The sequence below is a fragment of the Noviherbaspirillum sp. genome, from assembly GCF_035944575.1.
Lineage (GTDB): Bacteria > Pseudomonadota > Gammaproteobacteria > Burkholderiales > Burkholderiaceae_D > Noviherbaspirillum.
Map to the genome: position 1 here is coordinate 1 of NZ_DASZBA010000161.1, position 5,928 is coordinate 5,928.

Annotated in this window: 5 protein-coding genes; 1 reads left to right on the forward strand and 4 read right to left on the reverse strand. The window is 54.0% G+C overall.

What is annotated here, in order from left to right; translation table 11 throughout:
- The first annotated feature begins 262 nt into the window (after window positions 1–262).
- Window positions 263–1,294, forward strand: coding sequence for an RNA methyltransferase (locus tag VGU61_RS11640; RefSeq protein WP_326859293.1), 1,032 nt, complete (start codon window positions 263–265; stop codon window positions 1,292–1,294).
- Between the two features lie 63 nt (window positions 1,295–1,357).
- Here VGU61_RS11640 and VGU61_RS11645 read toward each other — a convergent pair whose 3' ends face one another.
- From VGU61_RS11645 to VGU61_RS11660, 4 genes are all read right to left on the reverse strand, one after another.
- Complete coding sequence (locus VGU61_RS11645) at window positions 1,358–2,068, reverse strand: alpha/beta hydrolase (RefSeq protein ID WP_326859294.1); 711 nt, start codon at window positions 2,066–2,068, stop codon at window positions 1,358–1,360.
- A 171-nt stretch (window positions 2,069–2,239) separates the two neighbouring features.
- Window positions 2,240–3,046 (reverse strand): hypothetical protein, encoded by an 807-nt coding sequence (locus VGU61_RS11650; RefSeq protein ID WP_326859295.1) that lies wholly within the window; start codon window positions 3,044–3,046, stop codon window positions 2,240–2,242.
- Window positions 3,046–5,160 (reverse strand): peptidoglycan DD-metalloendopeptidase family protein, encoded by a 2,115-nt coding sequence (locus VGU61_RS11655; RefSeq protein ID WP_326859296.1) that lies wholly within the window; start codon window positions 5,158–5,160, stop codon window positions 3,046–3,048. Before VGU61_RS11655 ends, VGU61_RS11650 begins: the two co-directional genes overlap by 1 nt.
- A partial coding sequence (locus tag VGU61_RS11660; RefSeq protein WP_326859297.1) for a DUF2345 domain-containing protein occupies window positions 5,161–5,928 on the reverse strand: 768 nt, incomplete at its 5' end.

Genomic DNA, 5,928 nt, shown 5'->3' on the forward strand with positions numbered 1-5,928 from the left:
AAAGGGACTCGATATCGAGTCCCTTTTTTTCATATCAATATGCAATGCTGGCCCCAAAAGAGAAGAGCCTGTGTATAAGACTGGTTCAGGGTTAATTAACCGCCGCCGAATCAAGCCAAACGAGGATTCGTAATCGACTTCACAACGGGCTTCGTTCATTGCTAAACGAAAGGCGTCCTGTAAAAGTGCAGATACCGAACACCTCAGAATGACACTCACTACCCAATTGTCCTGACCGCACCACTTCCTGCAACGACTCCTCATGCAAATCGAATCCATCCGCCAACGCCTGCGTGCATTAGGCGCCATGCCGCTCCATGAGCAGCGCGTGCTGCGCGACTGGTTGCAAGGCCGGCCGCACGACCAGGGACGCCGGCGTCCCAACGATTTTCTGCCGAAACGTCTGCGCGAAGCGCTGCCGCAGATCGACGCCGAATTGCATGGTCTCGCCCGCTTGTTGTCTTCTCATCCGACCGAGGATGGCTCGGCCCGTTTGCTGGTCGGTCTGAATGACGGCCAGACGGTGGAGAGCGTGCTGCTACCGCGTGATGGCGTGTGCGTGTCCAGCCAGGTCGGTTGCGCCGTCGGCTGTCAGTTCTGCATGACCGGTCGCAGCGGGCTGATTCGCCATGTGACGAGCGGCGAGATCGTTGCGCAGGTGGCGTTGGCGCGCACGCAGCGCGTGGTGAAGAAGGTCGTTTTCATGGGCATGGGCGAGCCGGCCCACAACCTTGGCAATGTGCTGGAGGCAATCGAACTGCTCGGCACCGAGGGCAATATCGGGCACAAGAACCTGGTGTTCTCGACGGTCGGCGACCCGCGCGTATTCGAGCGCTTGCCGCATGGCGTGGTGAAGCCGGCGCTGGCCTTGTCCCTGCACACGACCAAGCCTGCGCTGCGCGAAACCTTGTTGCCGCGCGCACCGCGCATGGCGCCGGCAGAGCTGGTGGCGCTGGGGGAGCAATACGCGCGTCTCACGCATTATCCGGTGCAGTACCAATGGACGCTGCTTGAGGGGATCAATGACGGTGAGGACGAGATGGATGGCATCGTTGAGCTGTTGAAAGGGAAGTACGCGGTATTAAACATGATCCCCTACAACACGATTCCGGACCTTCAATTCAAGCGGCCATCGTGGGACCGGGCACGAGCGATTGCGCGTTCCCTGCACCAGCGCGGCATACTGACGAAACTGCGGGATTCAGCAGGGCAGGAAGTCGATGGCGGGTGCGGGCAATTACGGGCACGTGCGGTCGCTGCGGATCCACGAAAAATCCGCATTTATTCACGATGATCTTTTTCCTGCCGCACGCTTTTCACTGCGTAGTACCCGCCCACGGAAAAGCGCCGCATCCAGCTACTCAAGCAACAGCCGCGCGAGCGCATCGGGCTGGCTGACCATCGGATCGTGCCCTGTCTTCAGCTCGACCACCTGCCATCCCGGCTCCGTGCGGACACGTTGCCGCATCACGGCAATGGTCGGCAGCGCGGGTGACGTGCAATCCACGAACGTGCGCTTGACGCGCGCAACACGCTGCGCATCGAACATCAGCGGGTCTTGGTACACGCCAAATGGATGCGGTGTCTGGCGGCGGTTCACCCACTCACGATCCGGTCCTTCAAGACCGAAGGCCGACGCATCGGCCGAAGGCATGGATACGCCGCCGGTGGCCCGTGCTGCTTTCACCCGAGCGGCAATCGTTTCCGCCGTATGCTGGCTGGACCAGCTTTCACCAGGATGGGGCGTGACCGCGTCCACATAGATCAGGTGCCGCAACTGGGGAACGTCACGCTGCAGGAGGAGATCCGCCACGCCCGTGATGATCATGCCGGCATAGCTGTGTCCGACGAGGACCACGTTGTCCAGTTCCTCACTGTCGATCAGGCCGATCACATCCTGGATGTGGGTCTTCAAGCGAATATCGGCAGAGAGCAGATGGGATCGCTCGCCGACGCCGGTCAGGGTGGGGGCATAGGCCTCATGACCGGCTGCGCGCAGTTGAGGGAGAACACGCTTCCAGCACCAGCCGCCGTGCCACGCGCCGTGAACAAGGACGAAGTTTTTCATCGTGAGATGTAAATTCATAGGAGCAGGTACGCGTGCATTTTACGCTATACATTGCTGCAATCTACATGCAAAGGCGATTGCCTGAAGCATTTCTTTATCGCCTGTCGGGCTTGTGGCTACTGACGCATGTGGACAGTACTCCAGTCAGGATTTGCCAATCTTGGTTGGTTATTACTTGCCCCAATTTGCAACAAAGGATGGCAAATCAAATTTCTTGTCTAGTCCGAGTTTTTCTTCTGCTTCTATATCGCCAGCCTCATCGTTGATTGGAGGATATGTCTTTACCTTCCATGTGTTCCCTGCCGCTTTTTCGACTGAAAAATTTTTAACTACTGGGATACTGATCTTGCCTTCAGTGGTCTTGACTTGCCAACGCACTCGATACATTCCGTTACGGAAAGTGACTGAAGGCTTTTTTTCATAGATGACTTCATTTGAATATAGCCAATACAAATTGCGACTTTTATAGTCAAACAAATACAGGGTATGACCTGCACGGCCATTCTGATAACAGACTTCTCTAAACAGGACAAAGGTAGGTGCAACTTGATCAGCAGAGAGCGCAGCACTACCGCAGTACACACTGCTAGATAGGAAGCGATCCGTTAATTTATTTTTCTTGTGGAGCCGTATTTCTAAACGTCTGGCATTCGTTTCTTCACTGATCGATTCATAAATGCCAAACCGTTCCCCCGTTGCGGTACGTAATAGAATGGATTCGTTGAGCATGCCGTACAGTAGGCGGTGCTCGTCGTCATACTCGTCAAGTGTCTCTTTGGTTCTATTGCGCCAATCCAAACCTTCTTCAATCTTTTTCTGAATTCGAATCTCTTCTGCGCGCCTTTCTTTATTGCTGAATACCTTTTGCTCTGGCGGAATATTCTTAGCTGCAATCGGTAGGGTAATCGCCAGGGTGGCTATTACAATGAATAGCCTTATTCTTATGATCGATAGCATCATCTTGAAATAAAAAAACATTAATTACAGCTATTTAAGAATGGCTTGGGATCGAACCATTCACCTTTGCCTTTCTTTAGATTTTGACTGCGGCGAACTTCGAAATGCAGATGGGCGCCGTATTTCTCTAGCCGGAATGGGCCGATTTCCGTCATGCCCTTAGCATTACCTGTGTCCCCGGTTTTTCCAATTGTCTGTCCCGCGTATACTGGCTTAAAGCCAGCACGGGTCTTCTTTACGTCAACCGTACTTAAGTGCGCGTACATAAAATATATTGTCCCGTTCACTATTCCCGAAATACTTTCGGCGTATCGTTTTTGCAATCGAGGAAGGTCATTGATATTTACTTTTAACAGAATGATGTTCCCATAGTTACCGCCAATCCCAGCATAGAGAACCTCGCCGTTGGCGACGGCAAAAATGTCGGTGCCAGGCACTGCGGCAAGGTCTAATCCGGTGTGCTTGTTCGCCCGCCCACCGCCTTCAAACAATGACTTCAGCCTGGCATTATTGGGATTGCTTTCACTATCACGGTAGCCCCCGATTCTGACAGCGCAGTGTGTCAATGGGTCGCACCATCCTGGTGTTCCGCCGACATTTTTGTGGGGTTTAACTTCATGCGACTGACTAATTGTGGACGCTTTTGTGGCCGAACTTGCTTTTTCAGAACTTGGCTTTTCTACTGCGATGCCAGAAAGCGAGTGGATAACTTCATATGCGGAGCGTTCTTGAAAATCTTTTGATAGAAGCATGAAATTTTTAACTCGCACCATTGTGTCGGTATGGTTTGCGATGAAGTAATAGTAGGCCTTTATATAATCACCTTCAAAACGGTCCGCTATTGCCTTTGCCTTTTCAAGTCCATCATCCGATCTTGTTCTAAATTGTTTGGCCAGCTTTGCTTCCGCTTGATCACGCGTTAGGCCATCAGTCGCCCCCAGTTTTCCGCGCAGGTATAACGCGCCACCTGTCGGCCCCTCGTGGTGCATGATGTAAGCTATTTTTAACTTTTCGTCCGGTGGCAGTGCCTTTGCATTTATACCTTTCTTGCTCAGATAGTTCAGATTGTCTTCAGCATAGGAAGCAATAGCATCGATCGAGTACGCGCCGTTATCACGCCATTCGAGAATGGATGTTTTGGTCGAACCATCAATTTCGATTCTCTTTTTGTTTTCTTCCTTGTAAAGCGATTTGTTGGCAGCGAATAATCTAGTTGTCCTGATTTTCTTCAACGCTTCCTTATTCCCGAGCGTGCCATCTTTAGCGATATATTCAAACCAAGCCGCAGGCAAAAACTGCCCCAACCCCCTGGCCGACGATCCAGCCGCGGCGGAAGTCTCGATCCACGTCCCATCCTTCGTCTTCGCAGCTTCTGCATTGATGATGGCCGCCAAGGCATGCGGCGTGAACCCATAGCGTTTGGCGGATTCGATCAGCGCCTGCCGGAACTTTTCATTTCCCATTTTCAGGTACAGATTTTCGCTCGCGAAGAGCGGTGCGTTGATCGTCGCGGGGAGCCCGTCACTTGTCCGGGTCTGCAGGACAACCGGTTGGGCCGGTACGGGAGGAAGGCGCTTGCCGGGCGCGGCCGGTGCCTTGGGTTGCGGCGTGTCCTTCCTGATTTCGTTGCCGACGCTGCGGTCGGGCAGCAGTGGCGGGCCTGCTTTTTTCAGGGTCCGGCCCTTGATCAGGTCGGTCAGGATGTTGATCTGCAGGATCTTCTCGCCAAGGGGCAGGATGTCTTCGTTGAGTATTTTTTCCCATTTCGATTCGTAGTTCAGGAACTCGATCTTCAATCCTTTCAGATGGTCCTGGATATTGATGCCGTGCAGCCAGCCCAGCCCATCGGTCTCCATTTCATTTTCCCTGCCGTCGTGGGTCACCCGCAGCTTTGCGTTTTTTACCGGCTTGCTGCTGAGTCCAACTACTTTCACGCTGAGCTTCAAATCCGGGCTGGTGACACCGTCCGGGAAATAGATGCGTTGGCCGATGGCGATGAGGCTCTTTTTTTTCCCGGTCAGACCGTTGTAGGCGGCGAGTTTCTCGATGTCGTATTTGAAGTGCCGTGCGATTCCCCAAAGCGAGTCGCCTTTCTTTACGACGTAGTAGCGGCCTTCCCTATGCGTCACGCCCATTTATTCACCTCTCCGGCTTGGATGCTCGTCTTCAAAGAGGTCATCGTCTTCGTCCTCTTGCGGGTTGTGGTCGATGTCGTAGAAATGAAAAATGCTGCCTTTGAGGCCAATGACGGCCGTGTAGGAATCCGAATTCGGCTGGTCCGGCATGGGATCCGAGAATCCCGTGGCGGCGATGGGACTGGACCAGACTTTTGTTTTCGTTTCCGGGTCGAACAGGCTTACCTCCGCGCCATCGATGAGTTTCCCTTCAAGGCTCGCCAATGCGAATTTCCTGGTGTGCGGCGTGTCATGGGAAGGGAGTTCCGGCAATTGGGGTGTCACCCGCGCCGGCTCGGTGAAGTTCTTTACGCTGCCATGAATGTTTACCGGACCAGGCGCCCTGAATGCTATCTGGCCGTTGGCGATCTCGATCTGGCAGCCCCCGCCCGCAGTGATCCTGATGCGTCTGGCAGCAGCAAAATCGATGTCGCCGGCAATCGATGCGATGTTGACTTCCTGCCGTGCGGTGATTTCAACGTTTTCGTCCTGCGCCTGGATCTGCACCTTGCCCTTGCCGGCAAAGAGCTTGATGCCCGACGTCGCCACGAACACGCTCCACGACTCTTTGATCGCCATCGCCAGCCGCTTGCCAATGGCGATGTTCGTGTCCTTCTGGCTGGATATGTGGATGTTCTCGCCTGCGGTGATCTGCTGCGTCTTCGGTGTGGCGCTGAGAATGCCGGCCGGACTGGAAAACGCCATCACCGGCTCCTCATACCCGGCCAC